The sequence below is a fragment of the Pseudoalteromonas sp. GCY genome (genome assembly GCF_016695175.1).
Classification (GTDB): Bacteria; Pseudomonadota; Gammaproteobacteria; order Enterobacterales; family Alteromonadaceae; genus Pseudoalteromonas.
Genome location: NZ_CP068023.1, coordinates 233037 through 254093, shown reverse-complemented (window position 1 = coordinate 254093; position 21057 = coordinate 233037). Strand labels below are relative to the sequence as shown.

Sequence of the window (21057 nt, the reverse complement as noted above, 5' to 3'; positions counted from 1 at the left end):
CTTTGTCGCGATATAAAATCGCTGCTACAAAGCATTAAAAAAGGCCGAACTCCTGTCAGAGAACGACCCTTTTCATTTGTCGCGATATAAAATCGCTGCTACAAGCCATTAAAAAAGGCCGCCAAAGCGACCTTTTTTTATGTGTGTTACGACAATCTACAGATTACTCTTCGATTGTTGCTACAACACCAGCACCTACTGTACGGCCACCTTCACGGATAGCGAAACGTAGACCTTCGTCCATCGCGATTGGTACGATTAGCTCAACAGTCATCTTGATGTTGTCGCCAGGCATTACCATTTCTACGCCGTCTGGTAGCTGGATGTCACCAGTTACGTCTGTTGTACGGAAGTAGAATTGTGGACGGTAACCTTTGAAGAAAGGAGTGTGACGACCACCTTCATCTTTCGAAAGTACGTATACTTCTGAAGTGAATTTTGTGTGTGGCTTGATTGAACCAGGCTTACATAGTACTTGACCACGCTCAACTTCATCACGCTTAGTACCACGTAGTAGTGCACCGATGTTCTCACCCGCACGACCTTCGTCTAGTAGCTTACGGAACATCTCAACACCCGTACAAGTTGTCTTCGTAGTTTCTTTAATACCTACGATTTCTACTTCGTCGTTCACGTTGATGATACCAGCTTCTACACGGCCTGTTACTACTGTACCACGACCTTGGATTGAGAATACGTCTTCGATAGGCATGATGAATGGCTTATCGATGTCACGCTCTGGCTCTGGGATGTAAGTATCTAGTGCTTCTGCAAGCTCAATGATCTTCGCTTCCCACTGCTCTTCGCCTTCTAGTGCTTTAAGCGCTGAACCTTGGATTAGTGGTAGGTCATCACCTGGGAAGTCGTACTCAGAAAGTAGTTCACGAACTTCCATCTCTACTAGCTCTAGTAGCTCTTCGTCGTCAACCATGTCACATTTGTTCATGAATACGATGATGTAAGGTACACCAACCTGACGAGAAAGTAGGATGTGCTCACGTGTTTGAGGCATAGGACCGTCAGTAGCAGCAACTACTAGGATCGCGCCATCCATCTGTGCAGCACCTGTGATCATGTTTTTAACATAGTCAGCGTGTCCTGGACAGTCTACGTGTGCATAGTGACGAGTTGGTGTGTCATACTCAACGTGTGAAGTTGAGATTGTGATACCACGCTCACGCTCTTCTGGAGCGTTATCGATTGATGCGAAGTCTTTTGCTGTACCACCGTATACTTTTGCAAGTACGTTAGTGATTGCTGCAGTTAGAGTTGTTTTACCGTGGTCAACGTGGCCGATAGTACCAACGTTTACGTGCGGTTTTACGCGTTCAAACTTTTCTTTTGCCATGACGAAACCTATAAGTTTTGTGTATCTAGATTACATATAAAAATAATCCACGACGAGTGTGGATTAGAATTATTCAGTCTATTATAAATATTTTTTCGACAATTCAAAGGAAGTATTTGAGAAGATTCTTCGGAGACTGGTGCTGATAGGCAGATTTGAACTGCCGACCTCACCCTTACCAAGGGTGCGCTCTACCAACTGAGCTATATCAGCACGCCAGACGAACTGGAGCGGGCAGCGGGAATCGAACCCGCATCATCAGCTTGGAAGGCTGAGGTAATAGCCATTATACGATGCCCGCTTTAGGAACCTGTTCTTAACTACCTCTAACCGTCAAGAATAAAGTGGTGGAGGGAGCTGGATTCGAACCAGCGAAGGCTGAGCCGTCAGATTTACAGTCTGATCCCTTTGGCCGCTCGGGAACCCCTCCACGTAAAATTCTTTCCTAAAGCATCCTATACAAGATAGGGTAAAAAGATGGTGCCGACTATCCGAGTCGAACGGATGACCTACTGATTACAAGTCAGTTGCTCTACCAACTGAGCTAAGTCGGCACTGCTTTAGTACGGGGCGAGATATTAGAGCAACCATTGACTTGATGCAACAGGAATATGCAAAAAAATTTAAATTTATTGTTCAAACGCTCAGTTTTAAGCCAATCCCATGACATTTTTACAGTTATTGTGGGTTTTTCCACCAAACTGACAGCCCTTTGAATACCAAAAGGTCATCAAAAACTGCTGACTCGATATGGTTTTTTATTAACTCGCCATATCCACCTGCGCACAATACCAACGCAGATTCATTATTAAGCTGCTGTTTTGCACTATGTACGAGTCCAAGCGTTGCTGCTAACGCACCATTTTTCACCGCTTCTGGTGTATTTTTAGCAAATTCCGCGGCAAACGGAGTGTTCTCATCACAAAATACCCGCTCTGCACGCGCGGTAATACTGGAAATCATGAGATCGATACCTGACAAAATCCACCCACCCATGTGTATCCCTTGTGCAGTCACTACATCAACCGTGGTCGCAGTGCCTGAATCAATCACGATAATATCTTGTGTTGGATATAGAGCATGTGCGGCAAGTACAGCGAGCCACCTATCAATTCCCAAATTTTTAAAACTAGGATAGGCGCAAGTTACCCCAGCTCGCCTTGGCGATACATGTGCTTGCTCTAGCACAAGACCAAACTCAGAGGCGCGACTTTCCACCCACTGTAATCTTGTTCCCTTACCAACCTGAGAGCAGACAATTGCGGTTAGCTTTTGCCATTCAATATCACTTTCTTTTACAGGACTAATACGGCCTTCATGCTCAAGTGCATATTTAACTGCGGTATTACCTACGTCAATTAGCAGTTTCACGATATCACCTTTCTTAACGAAATTTCACCGCCATAAAAAGCTTTAAGCTCACCATCTTGCCTAAGTAATAAGCCGCCTTGCATATCGATGCCTTCACAGATCCCACGCCATTCTCTTTGCCCTGTACTCAAGGTCACTGCATCACCTTTAAAGGCATTTAGACTATTCCACTCGGTCACCATTTCGCTCAGTCCAGACTCTTTATACTGCGCAAGACGCTCATACAAAGAGTGAGTGAGCTGCACCACTAACTGATTTTTATCAATTTGACCTAAGTGCGTTTGTAGATCTGTCCAAGCTTGGTCGATGTGTTTAGAGGCAGATTCTGGCATGCATATATTTAGCCCGATCCCAATCACGAGATGGCAAGGCCCTTCCACTTGCCCCTCTAGCTCAACCAAGATCCCCGCCAGTTTTTGCTGGTTGAGATAAATGTCGTTTGGCCATTTTAATTCAACGGAAATACCATAAAGGACCTTTAACGCATCATATACCGCAAGTCCTACAGCAATAGATAAGCCCATCGCGGCTTGCATACCAGCGTCAAACTGCCAGTAATAGCTGTAATAAAGGTTAGCGCCAAAGGGCGATTGCCATACCCGACCTCTGCGCCCTCTGCCAGCTTGCTGCATTTCAGCCACCAAGACATGGCCTGACCCCATATTCTGTTTGTCCTGCAAGCGGCGCATTAGCTCGCTATTCGTTGAGTCTATAATTGCGTGATATTCGATTGGACACTCACTTTGAAACTGCTGTCGCCATAGAGTATTCAACTTACTTTGATGAATAAGCGGTAAGCTATAATTGAGTTTATAGCCGCGGCCATTGACTCGAAATATATCCACGCCCATCTCTTGCAACGCTGCTATATGCTTTGCAATAGCCGCGCGACTAATACCTAATTGCTCTCCCAGTTCTTGCCCTGAGACAAATTCTCCTTTGTTCAAGGCCGCTAAAATCGTTTGCTTCTTATGATCAGGCGTTTTCATGGCATTCCACACTTTGCAACTGACATTCACCATGCTTTGTTATAAGGCGCACTTCATGCTCAAGTAACACAGCAAATTTTTGCCAAACGGTTTGCTGAATATGGCTCACTAACTGTTTTAAATCTTCACCAGTGCTGCCACCACTATGAACAAGTACCAGCGCTTGTTTCTCATACACACGAATGGCTCCACGGTGGCAGCCTTTTAGACCCGCTTTGTCAATTAACCAGCCAGCCGCAAGTTTTACATGGTCATTGTCCACATCAAACGCTGGCACCTCAGGAAATTTACTTTGCAACTGAGCTGCAAACGCCCTATCAACCACTGGGTTTTTAAAAAAGCTCCCAGCATTTGCAAGCGTCGCAGGATCGGGCAATTTACTGTTTCGGGTAACTATCACCGCTTCACAAATCTCTTGCGCGGTTGCTGTATCACTCAAGCTTTGTAGAGGGCCATAACTTAACGTTGGCTGCCAACGTTTAGGCAAAGTAAATGTCACTTCAGTAATCACTAACTGATCTTTTAGGCGGTGTTTAAAGACTGAATCTCGATAGCCAAATTCACACTCTGCATTTGTTAATGTAGTGAAGCGCCGCTCGGCGATATCAAATCCTCTAACGGCAGTGATAAATTGTGATACTTCAACGCCGTAGGCGCCGATATTTTGTACCGGTGCCGCACCAACGGTGCCAGGGATCAATGCGAGGTTTTCTAACCCATCAATTCCGTTATCAAGCAGCTTTGTAACGAGCTGGTGCCAGTTTTCTCCAGCTGCGACTGTAACGACATAACTATCACCTTGTTGATCAATATCGACACCTAAGGTCGCAAGCTTAATAACGGTTCCAGCATAGTCTTCCAGAAAAATGGTATTACTCCCTTCCCCAATTAAAAAGAAAGGACGACTGAAATCGAGCTCAACCAGCGCATGTGGATCTGTGATAACAATAAGGGACTCGCAACACGACGGCAGCGAAAAAGTGTGATAAGACTGCAAACTAGTCACTGCAGCACCTTGCCAATATTAACTAAACTGGCGCTAGTGTAGCGCATTGCCCTGACTTACGCATTAACGTCATCTTGCCCACCATTTTATGTAACCCATCGGCTTATACTGTTTAAATGGTTAGAAATTAGTTATGTTAGCCGTTCTAATTGGGAATATTCTTTTTATAAGAGCAGCATTATGATGAAACTTTCGGCACTTACGCTCAGCCTCGCCATGGCTGGCCTTGTCCACACTGCTGATGTAAACGCAGCCGTTGACCAACACACTTACGCTAATCTTAACGATGTTATTACCACACACTTGCATTTAGACCTAGACGTTGACTTTGAAGATAAGCAACTAGAAGGTTTTGTTGAACACACACTAGATTGGCAGAACCGCCAAGCAAGAACGCTGGTGCTAGATACGCGTGACCTCGAAATCGACAAAGTGATGTATCAAGGTAAAGATGATAAATGGCATACCGCCAAGTTTGATCTTGCCAAGCGCGATGATGTGAAAGGTGCTAAGTTAACTATTCACTTTAAAGAGCAAGCAAAAAAAGCACGTATTTATTACAACAGCTTGCCAGTAGCATCAGGTCTACAGTGGTTAACACCGCAGCAAACCGCAAGTAAATCTCACCCATTTATGTATAGCCAGTCTCAAGCTATTCATGCTCGTAGTTGGATCCCTGTGCAGGATACGCCAGCAATGCGTGTGACTTACTCTGCTCGCGTACATACACCTAAAGATGTGCGTGCGGTAATGAGTGCGGACAATACCGGCGCATTGATCAAAGATGGCGATTATTGGTTTGATATGCCACAAGCTATCCCACCATACCTAATTGCAATTGGTGCAGGTAATCTTGAATATAAAGAGATGTCGCACCAAACTGCGATTTTTGCAGAACCGCAAATCCTCGATGCCTCTGTTGCAGAGTTTAACGATACACAAGCGATGATCGACAAAACCAATGCCATGTATGGTGAATACGCTTGGGGTAGATACGATCTGCTCATGTTGCCGCCTAGCTTCCCGTTTGGTGGTATGGAAAATCCACGCCTGTCATTTATCACGCCAACCGTAGTTGCCGGTGACAAAAGTTTAGTAAACCTTATCGCCCATGAGTTAGCGCACTCTTGGTCTGGAAACTTAGTGACCAACGCGACATGGGAAGACCTATGGCTAAATGAGGGTTTCACCTCTTACGTTGAAAACCGTATTATGGAAGAAGTGTTTGGTCGTGACCGCGCGGTGATGGAGCAAGCGCTTGACGCTGCTGGCCTACGTGCACAACTTAACACTATCGCCGCTCCTGATACGCGCATGAATTTAGAGCTTAATGGCCGCGATCCTGACGATGCGTTTAGCTCTGTACCTTACACTAAAGGTCAATTATTCCTTATTTATCTAGAAGAAAAGTTTGGTCGTGACAAGTTCGACAAGTTTGTTAAAACCTACTTTAAAACGTTCTCTTTTAAATCTCTGACTACCGATGAATTTGTCGCGTACTTAGACAAAAACTTGCTACAGCAATATCCTGGTATCGTGAGCTTAGAAAAAGCCAAAGAATGGATTTATGAGCCAGGTTTGCCAAGCGACGCACCGAACCCAACTTCTGATGCTTTTGAAAAAGTGGATGCGCTAACTCAAGCTTGGCTAAAAGATGAAAAAACACTTGCAGACTTACCGACCGACGCTTGGACGGTACATGAATGGCTACACTTTATTAATAACTTACCAAGAGATCTCGCCATTGAGCGTATGGAAGCATTGGACAAAGCTTTTAAGCTGACGCAATCGACCAACGCAGAACGTGCATTTGCTTGGTATATGCTAGCTGTGGGTAACGGCTATCAGGCAATTTACCCAGACCTTGAAAAGCATCTGGTAAGTATTGGTCGTCGCAAGCTTATTGTGAATTTATACAAGTCACTCATTAAGAATGGCAAACGTGACTGGGCTTACCGTGTTTACCAACAAGCACGTCCGGGATACCACCCGCTTGCTCAAGGCACCATCGACGCCTTATTTGAATAATACATTTCAAAAACAAAAAGAGCGCTTCAATAAGCGCTCTTCTCTATTTTAAGTTTAAGTTCAAACTTAAGTTACTTGTGATATTGACGGCTAAATTCGTGAACCGCATTGATGAAAACACCTGCATTTTCAGGGTCAACATCTGGTGTAATGCCATGGCCTAAGTTAAAGACATGACCATTACCTTCGCCAAAGCCAGCTAAGATATGCTGTACTTCTTCACGAATACGCTCATGGGTACCGTGTAGCATTGAAGGATCCATATTACCTTGTAGTGCGACTTTATCGCCTACACGACGTTTAGCATCGGCGATGTCAATCGTCCAATCAAGGCCAACTGCATCACACCCAGTAGCCGCAATTGCTTCAATCCATTGACCGCCGTTCTTCGTGAATAATGTCACGGGTACTTTACGACCATCGTTTTCACGAATAAGACCGTCTACAATTTTGTGCATATATTGTAGTGAAAACTCTTTGTAATCACGTGGGCTTAACACCCCACCCCAAGAGTCGAAGATCATTAGCGATTGAGCACCAGCTTTTACTTGCGCATTTAGGTAATCGATAACCGAATCAGCCACTTTATCTAGCAGTAGGTGCAGTGTCTGCGGCTCCGCAAACGCCATCTTTTTAATCTTACCGAATGTTTTGCTGCTACCGCCTTCAATCATGTAAGTCGCTAGCGTCCATGGTGAGCCAGAGAAACCAATAAGTGGTACATCACCTTTAAGCTCACGACGAATTGTGCTCACCGCATTCATTACATAACCAAGCTCATCGGTTGGATCTAATTTAGGTAGCTTTTTAACATCGTCTAACGATTGGATAGGACGCTCAAACTTTGGACCTTCACCGGTTTCAAAGTAAAGTCCAAGTCCCATTGCATCTGGAATAGTCAAAATATCGCTAAACAGAATCGCCGCATCTAGTGGATAACGACGAAGCGGCTGTAATGTCACTTCACATGCCAGCTCTGCATTTTTACAAAGGCTCATAAAGTCACCAGCTTGTGCTCTGGTGGCACGATACTCTGGTAGATAACGACCAGCTTGGCGCATCATCCATACTGGTGTGACGTCAACTGGTTGTTTTAATAGCGCTCGTAAATAACGATCGTTTTTTAATTCGCTCATAGCGTCTCTATTCCAATACTTAAATTCAATTGTGCGGATTGTATCACTAAGTGCACATGGGCACTATCTAAACTATCCTTGCCAGCGCCTCGTTATGATCTAGATTAAACCTCACTTTATTAGGAACAAATTCATAAGCTTGTGTAAAAATTACCGAAACAAGCGATTAAACTGTTTGCAACACGATTAAAAGGTTGGTATAAAATTACCGCGTTAGAAAAATAACAACAAAACACCTTCAATTAGAAAAATAACAACATTACGCAACAAGCTAAACTGCTATTTTGAACCACCTTGAGTTTCTCTCGGTGGTTTTTTATTTTTATCCCCCTGAATTTGTTAACATTCCCGATAATCAAACCAATAATCTTTTGATCTTTTTACGCTTTTACAGAAAAAATTAGTTGACCTTTTGCGCGCTTTCCCTTTCCATAGGGGTAGGTAACCCGCTTAAGGAGAATCACTATGCTTTCGCAGTTAGAACAAGCCCAACAGAAATGGGGAGGTAGCCATAGTGTTATTGATGCATGGTTAGCAGAGCGTCAGGAACTATTGGTTTTATATTATAAAGTTGCAGGATGCTCACCAACTCGAAATGGTAAAGCACTTCCTGAGCAAGTTGACATTCAGTCATTCTGCCAGATTTTGATGGACTACCTTTCAGCTGGTCATTTTGAAATTTATGACAACATTGTTGAGGCCTGCCAAGAAAAAGGCCCTGAAAGCGCAAAATTGGCTCAGTCACTGTACCCTCGGATCACAGATACGACTGATACCGCACTTGATTTCAACGACAAATACGCTGAAGTAAATCAAGAAACACAAGAATTAGCAGACTTCGATAACGACTTGTCTGTGTTAGGTGAAACGCTTGAGTTGCGCTTCCAATTGGAAGATGAACTTATCGATAACCTTTATTCTAATCACACTGAATAGTCTAAATTTGCGGGCACCAAAGTATAAAAAAAGGTGAGATAGCTATCTCACCTTTTCCTTTACAGAAACTGCCAAGTTATTCAGCAGCTTCTTCAGCTTCGTCTTCAATACCTAGCAGCTCAACTTCAAATACCAGTGTTGAGTTAGCTGGAATTTTACCAAGGTTACGAGTGCCGTATGCAAGCTCCGCAGGAATAGTAAACTTATACTTAGCGCCAGTGTTCATTAATTGTAGACCTTCAGTCCAACCTGCAATAACTTGATTTAGGTTGAAAGTGGCAGGTTCATTACGTGCGTAGGAACTATCGAACTCAGAACCATCTAGCAACGTACCTTTATAATGTACTGTCACCTTGTCTGTTGCGACTGGCTTTTTACCATCGCCTTCGCTTAGCACTTCATACTGAAGACCTGACTCAGTCACCTGAACGCCTTCTTTTTTCGCGTTCTCAGCTAGATACTTGTCGCCTTCTTCTTTATTTTTCTTCGCGTCAGCTTCAGCTTTAGCAGCTTGCTTTTCACGAACAGAAGAATCAAGTGCCGTTAGTACTTCACGAATTTTTGCTTCATCTAACTTAGCTTCACCAGCAAGTGCATCTTTAAAACCACGCATTAGTAACTCTTGATCAAGTTCAATGCCTAGCTCTTTTTTATCCGCCAAGTCTTTTTGCAAGAAGTTACCGACAGAAGCACCGATACCGTATGCTTGCTGTTGTACCTCTGTATCTAGCTTAACCTCAGCAGGCTTCTGCTCTTCTGTTTTTTTATTACACGCTACTAGTGCTAACACTGAAGCAGCAACGAGTGACAGTTTAATCGTCTGTTTCATTCTCAACTCTCCGACAGTCCCTACTATCAAAACACCAATGCTCGCGCAAGAGAGCTTGATATGCGGTGCCATTGTTAATTTTATATTAATAAGAAAAGGTGCTAGCCACATTAACATTCTCTGATCAGAATGCCAATATGCATTTGCTTGCCATTATCGCGTAACGACATTACGCTTTTAATACGCTAATATCAAAATAATATCTTGTTTTTAGTGCCTTTAGTCTACCTGTTGTAGACTTCGGAGTTAAGGAGGATTTACCTAGTTTATGGTCAAACTCGTCAACATTAAGTGGACAAGTCTCCTCTTTGCATGCGCGATGCTCAGTTGCTTCACCTTAACCGGCTGTGGCCCTGACACTTCAAAAGCCGTTATGACCGTAGAACATGCCAGCAGAGGCGCATTTTCTGCAGCAATCTCTGCGGATGGCCACTACAGCCTTGTTTCTTCAATAGAGCATGGGGCCGTACTTTGGGATAATCAAGAGCAAGGCCTCAAATTTCAATGGCGCCACTCCGATGCATCCGATGATCTCATTCACTCACTGGCTTTAGCTAATGACAACTCTACTGCTGTCACGGCCACTGATAAGACATTCGCCATCTGGAGTGTCGAAAACGGTCAAAACCTAGGTTATTTCGAGATCGAGTCTGGCACTATTCGAGATATCGCAATTAGCAATACGGGCCGATATTTACTCTATGCCCGCAGTGATAACGTTGTCGTTCACCTCGACTTAGAGAGTGGAAGGCGGATAGAGTTCCTTGGACATCAAGAAAATATCAATTCTATTGCCATGTCTCCCAATGGTCACTTTGCCTTAAGCGGAGGCAACGACTACACCGCTTACTTTTGGGATACTAGAACGGGGCAAGTGATCCATCGTTTTAACCACCCAAGTCGCGTGACTAAAGTTGCGTTAGATGACCAAGGAAGATTTGCCTTTACCGCCGATAGCATGAAAAAAGCGAGCATTTGGCAATTAACTTCTGGTGATCTCAAAGCACAATTACAGTATATTGCTCGCCAGAAAATTTTCAGTGCAGTGCGCTTTAATCAAGACGCTACGCTCTTGGCTACCGGCTCACCTAACCGCGAGCTTATTTTATGGCAAGTGAGTGATGGTGAACGATTGCAAACTTGGCGTGTACAACCCCGAGAAGGCAGCCGCCCCAAGTCTGCGGTTGTATTTGACGTTGCTTTTCAAGACCAAGACACTGCATTGTTAACCGAAAGTTCCAGCGGACTACTGGAAAAATTTGCGCAGGTGAAAAAGCCATGAATGAAATCGAAAACAGAATTACTGAGCTTGAGGCTAAGCTTGCCTTTCAAGAAGATACAATCGAAACCTTAAATGAAGAGCTAAAGGCACATCAGCAACGCTTGGCTAAAATGCAACGACAAATTGAGCTATTGGCAGAGAAAATGAAGGAAGGCCGCGACCCAGGTTTAATGCCTCAGCACCAAGAGCCACCGCCACCGCACTACTAACAAATAAATTGAAAACCGGGGTGAACACTCACTCCGGTTTGAACACCCCAATGACTTGCTCAAACTGGCGTGTAGAAGCCTGTACTGCGTCTTTCGGCTGTGACATTACGTGGCCACACTCAACACATTCAACTTTTTCGACATCATGCTCTTTGTAGAGCATCATTACGTCGATTTTTTGGCATTCTGGACAACTTGCCCCTGCAATAAAACGCTTCTTAACTTTCAACTCTACACCTCTAATGAACACCGAGTTTAAGGTTTGTCATTTTATCCTAATTTTATTTGTCATGATACGCTTGGAGTAAGGGATTGGATCCATGCTATCATGCGCGCAATTTAGACAGACTTTTAGAATTATGATCCAACTTTCTGATATCGAGCTACTTCGTGGCAGTAAAACACTGCTAAAACAAGCAAATGCAACGCTTTATCCACAACATAAGGCGGGCCTTGTCGGTGCCAATGGCTGTGGTAAATCATCTCTCTTTGCGCTACTAAAAGGTGAGCTGCAACTCGATTCTGGTGATTTTTCTATTCCAAAAGATTGGTCTATTGCATCTGTAAAACAAGAAACCCCAGCACTCTCCATTAGCGCCCTCGAATATGTACTACAGGGACACCCCGAATACTATGTGTTGAGAACGCAGCTACAACAAGCGGAGCAGGACGGTGATGGTGAACTACAAGCAAAAGCACACCAACAGCTAGAGAACATCAAAGGGTATAGTATTGAAGCCAAAGCGGGTGAACTACTCCATGGCCTTGGTTTTAGCAATGAACAGATTGAGTTTGCCGTTAGCGACTTTTCTGGTGGTTGGCGCATGCGCTTGAACCTTGCGCAAGCGCTGATCCGCGATGCCGATTTATTGCTTCTGGATGAGCCAACCAACCACTTGGACTTGGACGCTGTTTATTGGCTAGAACGCTTTTTGCGCGCCTATCAGGGTACATTAGTGCTTATTTCTCACGACCGCGAATTTTTAGATGCGGTTGTTGGCGAGATTTGGCATATCGACCAACAGCAGATCAATGTTTATAAAGGTCACTATTCTCAGTTTGAGCGTCAAAAAGCAGAGCGCATGGCACAGCACCAAGCGCTTTACGAGAAGCAACAAGAAACGATTGCACATTTAGAGAAGTTTATTACCCGCTTTAAAGCGAAAGCGAGTAAAGCAAAACAAGCGCAAAGTCGTGTGAAGGCCCTTGAACGCATGGAAATGCTCGCGCCCGCTCATGCAGATTCACCATTTAATTTTGAATTTGCAGATCCAACAAGCTTGCCTAATCCATTGATGACACTAGAGCAAGCCAAAGCGGGCTATGGTGACGTTACCATTTTGCATGACATCAAGCTTAATCTGGTCCCAGGTAGCCGTATTGCGTTACTTGGCCGTAACGGCGCTGGTAAATCGACCCTAATCAAGTTACTTGCCGGCGATTTAACCCCACAAGCTGGTGAAGTGTTTCAACACCAAGGGTTAAATGTTGGCTATTTTGCTCAGCATCAGCTTGAATCTCTCGATCTTGAAGCCAGTGCGGTTACCCACATTCAGCGTCTAGACCCTAAAGTGCCAGAGCAGCTTATTCGTGATTTCTTGGGCGGTTTTGCTTTTCATGGTGATAAGGCCCTAGAACCCGTTGCGCCGTTTTCTGGTGGCGAAAAAGCACGACTCGTACTCGCTATGTTGGTGTATCAAAAGCCGAACTTGCTGTTACTCGATGAGCCGACTAACCACTTGGATTTAGAAATGCGACACGCACTTGTGATGGCCTTGCAAGGTTTTGAGGGTGCAATGGTAACGGTTTCCCACGATCGCCACATGCTGAAAAATACCGCTGACGAGTACTATTTAGTTGATAATGGAACCGTTTCTCAGTTCGGCTATGACTTAGATGCTTATTACCAATGGCTCATGAATGCCAATAAAGAGCAAGCGAAACCAAGTGGCTCAGAGGCTGAACCAAAGCAAAACTCTAATGCCAATCGTAAAGAGCAAAAGCGTCTCGAAGCCGAATTCAGAAAAACCATTCAGCCGTTGAAAAAGTCGATTGAAAAGCTCGAAAAACAGCTCGACAAACTCACTGAGCAAGCAGACGAAATTGAGCAAGCTTTGGCTGACAACAACCTATACACGGACGAGAACAAAGCAAAATTAAGTGACTTACTGGCAAAACAAGCCAAGATAACCCCTGAGCTTAATGACACAGAAGAAAACTTATTAATGGCACTGGAAGAGTTAGAAGAAAAGCAAAACCATTTCGATGAGACTGGAGAGATATGCTAAGTCGTGAAGACTTTTGGCAGTTTGCCTGTGAATTCTACAGCCGCCCGCAGATGCAATCGCGGCTGCTGAATTTGCAAGATGCTGCAGGCAAAAATATCAACCTGTGCCTGTTACTTTGTTACCTCGACACTTTAGCACTGACGATTACCCCCGACACCCTAGCCGCGCTGGTACAGACTGCTAAGCAATTTGACCAAGCGGTGTTACAACCTCAACGCGCGATCCGCCATACCCTAAAAGCACATCATCAAGACTACCAAGACTACAAAAAGTTGCGTTCAGCGATGCTGGCTGCAGAGCTTGAGCTTGAAAAGCGCCAGCAAGCGCTATTATTGGAGACATTAAAACGCTTTTCGTTTGCGCCATTGCAATTAAGTAGCAATGTGCTGCTCTATTTGAGCCAGAGTGAGTACGACGCTTTATTCAATACGACTGACTTCTAAGCCATTAAATCAATATAAGCCCTGTTATTTACCCAACTCAGATATAAAACCTGATCGAGATCAAGCCTTTGCCTAGGTTTAATTTCACTCAGGATTGAAACTTGATCTTGATCATATCAAGCACCCCAGACCTCCACTACTATTTACTCATCGACAAATTAGGAGGCACAGCCATGAACGTATTCTTTAGAGACTTTTTTTCCGACCCTGTGTTGTTTCTGTCTTTTGGCTTTTTAGGGATTGTAATTTTGCTGTGCTGTTATTACGTCTACTTTTTCATTAAAAAAGTCATGGACGCTGAAGTACCTAACGAACAATAGAACAGATTTAAATGTATTACCTTGGGGCGATTGAAGAATAAGTAGTAAAAGATCGGCTCAACGTAGTTCCCCAACTTGCAGAATTAAGCACGACGCACAAAGCACCTTATCAGTTTACTGGTCGGGTGCTTTTTATTTGCTTAACCCTCACCTGATAATACGTTAAACTGGCTAAAACGTGTTTTGCAACTGGATAGCTTCCTTTCTTTGCTTTGCGAGCAACCCTCAAAAAGACGCAGTTTCTATTATGAATCAAGCCATGAAAACAATAACAGCCGATAATTACGAATTTAAACCCGCTTGGTGGATGCGCAACCGCCACGCCCAAACCATACTTCCGCGATTCTTTAGGCCCAGATTACAGGTGCCCGTCGACTATGAAACACTAGACACACCAGACGATGATTTTCTAGAACTTGCATGGGCAAAACACGGCGATAAATCGGCACCGTTGGTTGTGGTATTGCATGGGCTAGAAGGCAATATCAACAGCTTTTATGCAAAAGGCCTATTAAAAGCGTTGGTACACCATGGTTTTGATGCCGTACTGATGCACTTTCGCAACTGCTCACGTGAAGTAAATCGCCAAGCCAGAGCTTATCATAGCGGCGAAACCTCAGATCTTGGCTTTTTTATAGACACGCTAAAAGCCCGTTTTCCTAAACGGCCATTATTTGCGGTTGGCTTTTCGCTCGGCGGTAATGTACTTGCCAAATACTTGGGAGAAACCAAATCGCAAAGCGGTCTTGAGGCTGGCGTCGTTGTCTCAGCGCCTTATCACCTTTCTTCCTCTTGTCAGGTGATCAGAAAGAGCTGCTTCAAGCTCTATCAAAAATACTTGCTAGACAGGATGAAGAAGTCATTTTCACGTAAGCTAGACACCATCCAGTCGCAAATTAAGATAGACAAGCCTGCCCTTTATGCCATTGACGACCTATGGCAATTTGACGATAAGATAACTGCACCTCTACATGGTTTTAACGGTGCGGAAGACTATTACGCGCAAGCAAGTTCACAGCCCTATTTAACCCAAATCACGACACCAACGCTCCTGATCCACGCCGAAGATGACCCCATGCTATCATCGCAAGCCGTGCCTACAGCCGCTCAGGTTAATTCACCAGTGACACTCGCAGTGAGTCAACACGGTGGTCACGTAGGTTTTATTTCAGGGAGTAACCCCCTTAAACCCAAGTTTTGGCTAGAAAGCGTTATCCCACAATATTTACAGCAAATTTATAGTAAGGCTAAGTAGTATGCTCATTCCCTATCAACAACTTCCACAAGAGACGCTAGACAATCTTATTGAACACTATGTGCTGCGTGAAGGAACAGACTATGGTGATACTGAAGTCAGTACCGAGAGCAAAGTAGCACAAGTGAAAGCACAGCTAAAATCAGGAGAAGCGCTGATCGTTTTCTCGGAATTACATGAATCTGTGAATATTGTTAGCAAACAACAATTTCAAGCAATGCAAGCACAAGAAGATTACGAGTATTAAAAAACCTTCAGCTTTCTTTGTATTTAGCGCTAATCGTAAACAGTTGTCGAAGTGACAGGAGTTGTTACAATCAAATTTCTATAACTATAAAGGAAAGGCAATTTTATGAAGCTCGGCACTGCTCTTTGCGCCCTAGCGCTGGCTGTTTCTACAGCTTATGCAACTGAATACAAAGCCTCTGAGCGCGCGGTTAAACTCGCTCACGATAACATCCTAATTGATACACACATCGACGTTCCATACCGCATCCAAAGTAAATGGGATGATGTTAGTCAAGCAACCGAAGGCGGTGATTTTGATTACCCTCGCGCGGTAAAAGGCGGTCTTAATGCGCCATTTATGTCTATTTATATTCCAGCTAATTTAGAATTTGAAGGTAAGGGTAAAAGCTATCAACTCGCCAACCAACTGATTGACGGTATGGAAGCCTTAGCGCATCGCGCACCAGATAAATTTGCAATGGCTTACAATACCGACGACATTTATGCACAATTTGACAATGGTATTATGTCTATCGCGATGGGTATGGAAAATGGCTCGCCCATTGAAGGTGAGATGAAAAACCTTAAACATTTTTATGCCCGTGGCGTACGCTATATCACCTTAGCACACTCGCAAAGCAACCATATTTCTGACTCTTCTTATGACGTACGCCGTAAATGGAAAGGCTTAAGCCCCTTTGGTAAAGAACTTGTGGTTGAAATGAACAAAATTGGTATGCTCATTGATGTATCACATATTTCCGATGACGCCTTTTATCAGGTAATGGACATTTCAAAAGTACCGGTCGTTGCTTCACATTCATCCCTGCGTAAATACACCCCAGGATTCGAACGCAATATGGATGACGAAATGCTAAAGGCCTTGGCAAAAAATGGCGGTGTGATCCAAATTAACTTTGGCTCGAGCTTTGTGACGGCAAAAGCTGGTGCTTGGTATGACAAGCGTGACGAAGCACAAAAAGAAGCCAAAGACAAAGACAAAGATCGCACCGACTTCAGAGCCGCGTTTAGAGCAAAAAATCCGTTCCCATTTGCCACACTTGATCAAGTGCTAGATCACATTGACCACGTCGTTAAGTTGATAGGGATAGATCATGTAGGCATTGGTTCAGATTACGATGGTGTGGGTGACTCACTACCGGTTGGCCTGAAAGACGTATCAACGTATCCAAATCTTGTGCAAGGTCTCTTGGATAGAGGCTACAGCGACGCTGATATCAAAAAGATTTTAGGTGGCAATACCCTGCGCGTGTGGAAACAAGCCGAGGCTTACGCAAATAAGTTTGCTAAATAACTGCTCAAACCTGTAATTTCATAAGGTGTACCGCACGGCACACCTTATGATACCTTAGACTTTAAACTGAGATAATTCATCCACCAATTTACTGGTGACTCGCAGCACATCATCCGAAATTTGGTGCGTTTCTCCAGACAACCGCTCGCCATCCAATGCCCTGTCATTTAAATCCGTGAGATTACAGCTAATCTCGGTAGATACAGCATTTTGCTGCTGAGTTGCATGGGCTGTTTGCTCGGAAAGTTCAGTCACTTTTACCGCACTTTGCGCAATCAACTCCAATAACTCCGTTGCCTTCACAAAACTTTCGACCGCAACATCAACATACTGCTTGCCATCTTCAATGGTCTTTTGCGAATCTTCTACGCTATGTGAGAATGCTTCCAACATCTTCTGAATATCATTGGTGCTGTCTTGTGTTCGAGTGGCCAATGACCTAACCTCATCAGCTACCACTGCGAATCCACGACCTTGCTCACCAGCCCTTGCCGCTTCGATTGCCGCGTTGAGTGCTAATAAATTGGTTTGCTCAGCGATCCCGCGAATGACATCGAGTACTTGGTTAATGTTTTCAGAGTTCTTTTGTAAAGCTAACGAACTTGAAAGTGCCGCTTCCATATTATTAGCAAGATGAGTGATTTTTTGTTTTGAATCTGCCAACACCGTTTTACCTTGTGCTGCGTAGCGATGTGAAGCTTCAGCTTCTTTCAATGAGTTTTCTGCTACCGACGAGACTTCTTGGCTTGAGTGGCTTAGTTGATGCACCGCGCTAACAATGGTATGGGATGACTTACCAAGCGAGTCGATTAAATCATGACACTGCGTGGCATAATGACTGAGTTTTGACGACAAACTCGACAGCTCGCCACCATCTTTCACAAGTGCAGTGACCATTGCCTGTAAACTTTCGAGAAAATGATTAAAGTTTAGCGACAACTTTGCGAACTCATCATTTCCTTTAATTTCAATGCGACCAGTTAAATCTCCGTCCCCAGAGGCTATTTCAGAGATCCTATCCGACACAAAATTTATCTGCTTTGCTAACTGGCGAGGGATCCGATAGGCAATCCAACAAGCAATACCAAGTAGGCTCAAGGCACCAACGCCAAGTCCCCACTTTATTTGGGTGACCTCAGAAACCACCATCGCACGACTTGCAGCAGATTTTTCATCGGCTAATTCACCTGCTTTATCAAGCACATCCCGAACTGCACTAAATAACTTAGCCGACTCAGTTTGGAGTGCTTTATCTGCCGGCGCCTCAATACTCGCTACAGTCACACGATACCAACTTTGAAAATCTGCATCAAAAGTTGCAAAACTACCAATCTCACTTTGGTGGAGTGACATAAACTGAATATACTTTTGATAGCGCTGTTTAACCTGCTCGGCGTTTTCTTCGAAATCCGCCCACTTATCTTCACCAGCTAACAATCTTAGGTAGGCTTCTTGAGCTTGATAAAAGTCTCTATCTGCATTGAGTACCACTGACACGGCTTTTAAATAGTTTTCGGTTTGGATCTCAAGTGCCGATTGCACTTTATTGAGCAACACTGAAAAACCAAAAAACACAAATAACAGCACTATTGTCAACATAGCCGTAGGCAACGAACTTTTGACTCGAATACTATGTAAATCCATCTTTATACACCTCAAATAAGGAATAGTAAAAGCCTAGACCATATAAAGATTTATAGACAAATATTCGTAATACCAATTAGCTTAAGTAAGTGATCTATTTTGAGGCGATGATCTAGTGAGTAAATACTCAGTTTCAGAATCAATAGAATTAAGTTTTGGGAGTTTTAGATTGTGCAGTCCAATTAAGAATTGGTTGCGGGAGCCGGATTTGAACCGACGACCTTCGGGTTATGAGCCCGACGAGCTACCAGGCTGCTCCATCCCGCGCCTGTATATTTTGTGAATCTATTCTTCGTCGGGTACCGACGACCTTCGATTCTTTCCAGGTTTAGCGAGTCCGACGAATGATTTATCATTCTGCTCCATCCCGCGCCTGTATTTGTACTTAATTTTTAGTCTTGTACTTGAGACTTTATACATCCAATAAATAATGGTTTTAAAACCAAATAAGTATTGGTTGCGGGAGCCGGATTTGAACCGACGACCTTCGGGTTATGAGCCCGACGAGCTACCAGGCTGCTCCATCCCGCGCCTGTATATTTTGTGAATCTATTCTTCGTCGGGGACCGACGACCTTCGATTCTTTCCAGGTTTAGCGAGTCCGACGAATGATTTATCATTCTGCTTTATCCCGCGCCTGTATTTGTACTTAATTTTGAGTCTTGTACTTGAGACTTTATACATCCAACAAATACTGGTTTTAAAGCCAAATAAGTATTGGTTGCGGGAGCCGGATTTGAACCGACGACCTTCGGGTTATGAGCCCGACGAGCTACCAGGCTGCTCCATCCCGCGCCTGTATTTTTTTGTGAATCTATTCTTCGTCGGGGACCGACGACCTTCGATTCTTTCCAGGTTTAGCGAGTCCGACGAATGATTTATCATTCTGCTCCATCCCGCGCCTGTATATTCTTAAAAAGGACTTCCCTTTCAAGAGGCCGCTATAATAATGGATTAAAATTTTATTGCAAGGGATTTAATGCTTAAAACAATTCAAGTGCGCAAAAATCCCACAACCTTCAACTTAAACCGTTATTTATTCTATCGTTCGATGATGTGGACTGATCAACTTTTGCCATTGCCAATCGGGGTGCCCCATAACAATAAAGTCTGGGTTTTCGGTAGTTTCTCGTCGATTGTAGGTCAGCGGGTTAAACTCAGCATCGGTAATACAACCTCCGGCTTCTTCGACGATGATTTGTGACGCGCCTGTATCCCACTCACCCGTTGGTCCTACTCGTAAAAAACAATCCGCCTTACCTTCTGCGATAATGCAGGCTTTTAATGAACATGACCCGAGTGCAACAGTGTCGAACTGACTATTCAAGTACTGACTTACCGCTTCAAGCTTTTGTCTACGACTTACAGCCAATGTGAGCGTTTCTCTTGGCGAGACGAAAATACGTTTACTTTCACCTGAGTCACTACGTTTAAACGCACCTTCATCTTTGCTGGCGTAATATGTCAGCCCTTGAGATGGCCAATAAATGACCCCTAACACAGGATGATTATTTTCGATTAGCGCAATATTGACGGCAAAGTCACCGCTTTCAAGAATAAACTCCCCAGTGCCATCCATAGGATCGAGTAACCAGTAGCGCTGCCAACTTTGTCGCTCACTCAATGGTGGAATTGGTGTTTCTTCAGACATTACCGGAATGTCAGGTGCTATTTCAGCAAGACCCGCCATTAAGATCTCATTAGATGCCAAATCTGCTGCAGTGACAGGAGTCTGGTCAGACTTTTCTTTTTTACCAATATCATCAGCTTGATAGATTGCCATAATGGCTTCACCGGCACGTTTTGCCAGTGCGATGCAAGGCTCTAAATAGGACTGCAATTTACGCCTCCAGATTCAAATGTGCTTTTAATAACAGTAGTGCCGCGACACTTCTTGCTTCAGTAAAGTCCTCTTGCTGTAACAGGTCATATAGTTTGTCTAGCGGCCACTTCACTACTACCAGAGGCTCTGGCTCATCACCTTCAAGCTGTTCAGGGTAAAGTTCACTAGCGACCAAAATATGCATTTTGGCATTAAAGTAACTCGGTGCCAGTGACACTACTTTGAGTTCAGAGAAAGCATTTGCACCAAAACCCACTTCTTCTTTTAGCTCTCGGTTACCCGCTTCCACCGGGGTTTCGCCAGGGTCAATTAGCCCTTTGGGAAAGCCGAGTTGATAGTCATGTGTTCCTGCACAGTATTCTCTCACTAATAATAGCTCATTATCAGCAGTTATGGGCACGATCATTACTGCGCCACGGCCACCGCCACGGACTCTTTCGTATTCTCGTTGCTCGCCATTCGAAAAAGATAACGAAAGTGCTTCTACCGTGAACAATTTGCTTTTAGCCACGACGTCGCAAGCTAAAATTTCTGGTGGTGTGGGATGCTTTTTATGTGACATAGATCATTATTTGCTATCATGGCGA

Annotated in this window: 20 protein-coding genes and 7 tRNA genes; 10 read left to right on the top strand and 17 right to left on the bottom strand. The window is 44.1% G+C overall.

Annotation, left to right across the window (positions count from 1 at the left end; all coding sequences use genetic code 11):
* Positions 1-163 precede the first annotated feature (163 nt).
* The 8 genes from tuf to murB all read right to left on the bottom strand — a co-directional run bounded on the left by tuf (position 164) and on the right by murB (position 4714).
* Entirely contained in the window at positions 164-1348 is a 1185-nt protein-coding gene (gene tuf / locus JJQ94_RS06345) for an elongation factor Tu (protein WP_201435444.1), read from the bottom strand.
* Between the two features lie 137 nt (positions 1349-1485).
* Positions 1486-1561 (bottom strand) — tRNA-Thr (locus tag JJQ94_RS06340).
* A gap of 13 nt (positions 1562-1574) precedes the next feature.
* Positions 1575-1649: transfer RNA gene (locus JJQ94_RS06335), tRNA-Gly, on the bottom strand.
* A gap of 44 nt (positions 1650-1693) precedes the next feature.
* A tRNA-Tyr gene (locus JJQ94_RS06330) sits at positions 1694-1778 on the bottom strand.
* A 48-nt stretch (positions 1779-1826) separates the two neighbouring features.
* A tRNA-Thr gene (locus JJQ94_RS06325) sits at positions 1827-1902 on the bottom strand.
* A gap of 124 nt (positions 1903-2026) precedes the next feature.
* Positions 2027-2719, bottom strand: a complete 693-nt coding sequence (locus JJQ94_RS06320; RefSeq protein WP_099031515.1) for a type III pantothenate kinase — start codon at positions 2717-2719, stop codon at positions 2027-2029.
* Complete coding sequence (birA, locus tag JJQ94_RS06315) at positions 2716-3708, bottom strand: bifunctional biotin--[acetyl-CoA-carboxylase] ligase/biotin operon repressor BirA (protein ID WP_099031514.1); 993 nt, start codon at positions 3706-3708, stop codon at positions 2716-2718. The genes JJQ94_RS06320 and birA overlap by 4 nt, the downstream gene beginning before the upstream one ends.
* On the bottom strand, positions 3695-4714 hold the full coding sequence (murB, locus tag JJQ94_RS06310) for a UDP-N-acetylmuramate dehydrogenase (protein ID WP_099031513.1): 1020 nt from the start codon (positions 4712-4714) through the stop codon (positions 3695-3697). Before murB ends, birA begins: the two co-directional genes overlap by 14 nt.
* Positions 4715-4897: 183 nt before the next feature.
* Here murB and JJQ94_RS06305 point away from each other — a divergent pair, with 183 nt between their 5' ends.
* Complete coding sequence (locus JJQ94_RS06305; protein ID WP_099031520.1) at positions 4898-6742, top strand: M1 family metallopeptidase; 1845 nt, start codon at positions 4898-4900, stop codon at positions 6740-6742.
* A gap of 71 nt (positions 6743-6813) precedes the next feature.
* Here JJQ94_RS06305 and hemE read toward each other — a convergent pair whose 3' ends face one another.
* Positions 6814-7878 carry a uroporphyrinogen decarboxylase gene (gene hemE / locus JJQ94_RS06300; protein WP_099031512.1) on the bottom strand — a complete coding sequence of 355 codons (1065 nt, stop codon included), beginning with the start codon at positions 7876-7878 and terminating at the stop codon, positions 6814-6816.
* Positions 7879-8343: 465 nt separating this feature from the next.
* On the opposite strand from hemE, the gene JJQ94_RS06295 reads away from it, so the two are divergent.
* Positions 8344-8814, top strand: a complete 471-nt coding sequence (locus JJQ94_RS06295; RefSeq protein ID WP_010607921.1) for an Rsd/AlgQ family anti-sigma factor — start codon at positions 8344-8346, stop codon at positions 8812-8814.
* 76 nt (positions 8815-8890) lie between these two features.
* Here JJQ94_RS06295 and fkpA read toward each other — a convergent pair whose 3' ends face one another.
* Complete coding sequence (gene fkpA, locus JJQ94_RS06290) at positions 8891-9643, bottom strand: FKBP-type peptidyl-prolyl cis-trans isomerase (protein WP_172439972.1); 753 nt, start codon at positions 9641-9643, stop codon at positions 8891-8893.
* A gap of 268 nt (positions 9644-9911) precedes the next feature.
* Here fkpA and JJQ94_RS06285 point away from each other — a divergent pair, with 268 nt between their 5' ends.
* Positions 9912-10925: a WD40 repeat domain-containing protein gene (locus JJQ94_RS06285; RefSeq protein ID WP_099031511.1), complete on the top strand. Its 1014-nt coding sequence runs from the start codon at positions 9912-9914 to the stop codon at positions 10923-10925.
* A complete protein-coding gene (locus JJQ94_RS06280) occupies positions 10922-11134 on the top strand; it encodes a SlyX family protein (RefSeq protein ID WP_010374533.1) in 213 nt (70 codons plus the stop codon). Before JJQ94_RS06285 ends, JJQ94_RS06280 begins: the two co-directional genes overlap by 4 nt.
* Positions 11135-11162: 28 nt before the next feature.
* On the opposite strand, the gene JJQ94_RS06275 is transcribed toward JJQ94_RS06280, so the two are convergent.
* A complete protein-coding gene (locus tag JJQ94_RS06275; RefSeq protein WP_010374531.1) occupies positions 11163-11363 on the bottom strand; it encodes a YheV family putative zinc ribbon protein in 201 nt (66 codons plus the stop codon).
* Positions 11364-11493: 130 nt separating this feature from the next.
* On the opposite strand from JJQ94_RS06275, the gene JJQ94_RS06270 reads away from it, so the two are divergent.
* From JJQ94_RS06270 to JJQ94_RS06245, 6 genes are all read left to right on the top strand, one after another.
* Entirely contained in the window at positions 11494-13422 is a 1929-nt protein-coding gene (locus JJQ94_RS06270) for an ATP-binding cassette domain-containing protein (RefSeq protein ID WP_099031518.1), read from the top strand.
* On the top strand, positions 13416-13865 hold the full coding sequence (locus JJQ94_RS06265) for a TIGR02444 family protein (protein WP_099031510.1): 450 nt from the start codon (positions 13416-13418) through the stop codon (positions 13863-13865). The genes JJQ94_RS06270 and JJQ94_RS06265 overlap by 7 nt, the downstream gene beginning before the upstream one ends.
* Before the next feature lie 173 nt (positions 13866-14038).
* Positions 14039-14185 (top strand): hypothetical protein, encoded by a 147-nt coding sequence (locus JJQ94_RS06260; protein ID WP_010374526.1) that lies wholly within the window; start codon positions 14039-14041, stop codon positions 14183-14185.
* Between the two features lie 247 nt (positions 14186-14432).
* Positions 14433-15440: a hydrolase gene (locus JJQ94_RS06255; protein WP_099031509.1), complete on the top strand. Its 1008-nt coding sequence runs from the start codon at positions 14433-14435 to the stop codon at positions 15438-15440.
* 1 nt (position 15441) lies between these two features.
* Entirely contained in the window at positions 15442-15687 is a 246-nt protein-coding gene (locus tag JJQ94_RS06250; RefSeq protein ID WP_010607914.1) for a YheU family protein, read from the top strand.
* 105 nt (positions 15688-15792) lie between these two features.
* Complete coding sequence (locus JJQ94_RS06245; RefSeq protein WP_099031508.1) at positions 15793-16983, top strand: dipeptidase; 1191 nt, start codon at positions 15793-15795, stop codon at positions 16981-16983.
* 54 nt (positions 16984-17037) lie between these two features.
* Here JJQ94_RS06245 and JJQ94_RS06240 read toward each other — a convergent pair whose 3' ends face one another.
* The 6 genes from JJQ94_RS06240 to nudE all read right to left on the bottom strand — a co-directional run bounded on the left by JJQ94_RS06240 (position 17038) and on the right by nudE (position 21032).
* Positions 17038-18627: a methyl-accepting chemotaxis protein gene (locus JJQ94_RS06240; RefSeq protein ID WP_099031507.1), complete on the bottom strand. Its 1590-nt coding sequence runs from the start codon at positions 18625-18627 to the stop codon at positions 17038-17040.
* 190 nt (positions 18628-18817) lie between these two features.
* Positions 18818-18894 (bottom strand) — tRNA-Met (locus JJQ94_RS06235).
* A 187-nt stretch (positions 18895-19081) separates the two neighbouring features.
* Positions 19082-19158 (bottom strand) — tRNA-Met (locus tag JJQ94_RS06230).
* 187 nt (positions 19159-19345) lie between these two features.
* Positions 19346-19422 (bottom strand) — tRNA-Met (locus JJQ94_RS06225).
* A 241-nt stretch (positions 19423-19663) separates the two neighbouring features.
* Entirely contained in the window at positions 19664-20467 is an 804-nt protein-coding gene (gene cysQ, locus JJQ94_RS06220; protein ID WP_099031506.1) for a 3'(2'),5'-bisphosphate nucleotidase CysQ, read from the bottom strand.
* Position 20468: 1 nt separating this feature from the next.
* A complete protein-coding gene (nudE, locus tag JJQ94_RS06215) occupies positions 20469-21032 on the bottom strand; it encodes an ADP compounds hydrolase NudE (protein WP_010607909.1) in 564 nt (187 codons plus the stop codon).
* Between the last annotated feature and the right edge of the window lie 25 nt (positions 21033-21057).

Excerpts from the sequence above, each read along its gene's own strand:
- tuf (WP_201435444.1), bottom strand. The coding sequence starts at position 1,348 with ATGGCAAAAGAAAAGTTTGAACGCGTAAAACCGCACGTAAACGTTGGT.
- birA (WP_099031514.1), bottom strand. The coding sequence starts at position 3,708 with ATGAAAACGCCTGATCATAAGAAGCAAACGATTTTAGCGGCCTTGAAC.
- JJQ94_RS06305 (WP_099031520.1), top strand. The coding sequence starts at position 4,898 with ATGAAACTTTCGGCACTTACGCTCAGCCTCGCCATGGCTGGCCTTGTC.
- hemE (WP_099031512.1), bottom strand. The coding sequence starts at position 7,878 with ATGAGCGAATTAAAAAACGATCGTTATTTACGAGCGCTATTAAAACAA.
- JJQ94_RS06295 (WP_010607921.1), top strand. The coding sequence starts at position 8,344 with ATGCTTTCGCAGTTAGAACAAGCCCAACAGAAATGGGGAGGTAGCCAT.
- fkpA (WP_172439972.1), bottom strand. The coding sequence starts at position 9,643 with ATGAAACAGACGATTAAACTGTCACTCGTTGCTGCTTCAGTGTTAGCA.
- JJQ94_RS06285 (WP_099031511.1), top strand. The coding sequence starts at position 9,912 with ATGGTCAAACTCGTCAACATTAAGTGGACAAGTCTCCTCTTTGCATGC.
- JJQ94_RS06280 (WP_010374533.1), top strand. The coding sequence starts at position 10,922 with ATGAATGAAATCGAAAACAGAATTACTGAGCTTGAGGCTAAGCTTGCC.
- JJQ94_RS06270 (WP_099031518.1), top strand. The coding sequence starts at position 11,494 with ATGATCCAACTTTCTGATATCGAGCTACTTCGTGGCAGTAAAACACTG.
- JJQ94_RS06265 (WP_099031510.1), top strand. The coding sequence starts at position 13,416 with ATGCTAAGTCGTGAAGACTTTTGGCAGTTTGCCTGTGAATTCTACAGC.
- JJQ94_RS06260 (WP_010374526.1), top strand. The coding sequence starts at position 14,039 with ATGAACGTATTCTTTAGAGACTTTTTTTCCGACCCTGTGTTGTTTCTG.
- JJQ94_RS06255 (WP_099031509.1), top strand. The coding sequence starts at position 14,433 with ATGAATCAAGCCATGAAAACAATAACAGCCGATAATTACGAATTTAAA.
- JJQ94_RS06250 (WP_010607914.1), top strand. The coding sequence starts at position 15,442 with ATGCTCATTCCCTATCAACAACTTCCACAAGAGACGCTAGACAATCTT.
- JJQ94_RS06245 (WP_099031508.1), top strand. The coding sequence starts at position 15,793 with ATGAAGCTCGGCACTGCTCTTTGCGCCCTAGCGCTGGCTGTTTCTACA.
- JJQ94_RS06240 (WP_099031507.1), bottom strand. The coding sequence starts at position 18,627 with ATGGATTTACATAGTATTCGAGTCAAAAGTTCGTTGCCTACGGCTATG.
- nudE (WP_010607909.1), bottom strand. The coding sequence starts at position 21,032 with ATGTCACATAAAAAGCATCCCACACCACCAGAAATTTTAGCTTGCGAC.